This is a genomic window from Streptomyces zingiberis (assembly GCF_012034935.1).
Classification (GTDB): domain Bacteria; phylum Actinomycetota; class Actinomycetes; order Streptomycetales; family Streptomycetaceae; genus Streptomyces; species Streptomyces zingiberis.
Window position 1 is genome coordinate 1 of sequence record NZ_JAATEN010000049.1, and the last position, 1,765, is coordinate 1,765.

1 protein-coding gene is annotated in these 1,765 nt (G+C 72.9%); it reads right to left on the reverse strand.

Annotated elements, in window-relative coordinates:
- Window positions 1-1,723: hypothetical protein (locus HCK00_RS26610; RefSeq protein ID WP_168104602.1), on the reverse strand; the 1,723-nt coding region annotated here is incomplete at its 3' end.
- Between the last annotated feature and the right edge of the window lie 42 nt (window positions 1,724-1,765).

Consider the following 1,765-nt stretch of genomic DNA (forward strand, 5'->3'; position numbering starts at 1 on the left):
CGACATGGGCCGGCAGCGCGGACAGGGCCGGGTCGGCGGCCAGCTTCCGGGCGAACTCCGCACGGCTCAGCACCTGCCCGTCATAGGTACGCACCCCTCCGCCCGGCACCTCCTCCGCGCCGACGACGAACGTCTCCGGGCCCCAGGGCGCGTCCTGGTCCATTTCCCGGAAGCCGGGAGGACCGGGCCAGTTCTCGACGACGAGCGTGCGGTCGGCGCGGAGCTTCGTGATCTGCTCGCCCGTCCAGTTGCGGCCGCGCACGGCGCCGGAGTCGTCGGTCAGCAGCGTCTGCGGCGCGAACAGCGGATCGGCGGCGGCGACGGCTCCCGCCGGCGGGGAGGAGACCATCGCCATGGAGGTGAACGGCACCCCGGTGGCCTGGCCCTTCCGCAGCCACGCCTTGTTCCAGCTCCCCGGGGCCCCGGTGGCGGGGTCGATGCGCTCGATCAGCCGCAGCGGAGCCCCGTCGGGCGGCGTCTCCACGCCCAGCGGACCGCTGTACGCCCAGCTGTTACGGCCGGTGCGGTCGGTGAACACCTGCGGCAACGGGGAATGACGATCCGCCGCACCCGCACGCGAGGAGAGGAACAGCAGCGGAACACCGAGCGGGGTCGCGCGCAGCAGCGGGGCGAGGTCGAGCAGCGCCAGGAGTTCCTGATCGTGCACGCGCATCGGCGGCATGTCCGCCAGCCGCAGCACCACCATGCCCTTGGGGTCGGCCGCCGTCCACACCGACAGCACCTCGGCCGGCTCGCCCTCCGCCGTCCACGCCGCCGGGACCGACACCGTCCCACCGGAGTCCGCCGACTCCCGGCTCACCGTCCGCAGATCCAGGCCACCGGGCGCCACCGCGCCACTCCAGTTGTAGCCCCGGACCGCCCCGCCTTCCCGCAGCACATGGGCCGGGCCGAAGGCGCCCTTGCCCGCGAGGTGCAGAGCCGACAGCGCGAACCGGTCATCCGCGTCCACATGCAGGGTGAGAGCGTGCGCGGTGAGGATCCACAGCTCCTGCTTCCGCTGCGGGGTCCACGGCTCCGTGGGCGGCAGGTGCAGCACGGGACGGCCCAGACCCTCCGTGGCCGCCGGATCCAGCGCGCCCATCCGCCGGGCCGTACCCGCCATCGCCCACAGGACCCGCGTCACCTCGGCCCGCGTCACCGGCCCGGCCGGCTTCCCCAGCACATTCCGGACCAGGCCCTCGCCGAGCTTGGTGAGCTGGTTGACGGCGTTCTGCAGGTGTGGGATCCCGATGTTCTCGCTGAACTTGGCGTCCGGCTGCTGCTTCAGCTTCTGCGCCGAGTGATCCAGCACCTTGCGGTAAGCCGCCCGGTCGGCCGTGCCACCGCCGGCGAGTTCCGCCGCCGCGGTCCACAACTCCATCCGGAACGGCGTGAACCGGCTCAGTGCGGGGTCGTTCGACCGCAACGTCTCGAGCGCACCGATCCCCCGGAGCAACGACGCATACCGGCCCCGGTCCGCCTCCACCTCCGGACCGAACACGATCCGCAGCGCCCGCACCAGCCGCAGCGTCGTCCGCCGCACCTCCACCGACGCGTCCGCCGAACCCCGGTGCAGACCCGCGAGCCTGGCCAGCCCATCCAGCTCATCGGCCGTCGGCTCCGGGAAGAACTCGACATGACGACCGGCCGGACCACCATGCGGGTCGAACAGCAAACGCGCGTCCGGACTGAACCCACTGGCCGTCGACGGCGCCGTCGTCACACGCCGACTGGCATTCGCGGTGTGCTGACCCAGCGGCACCCT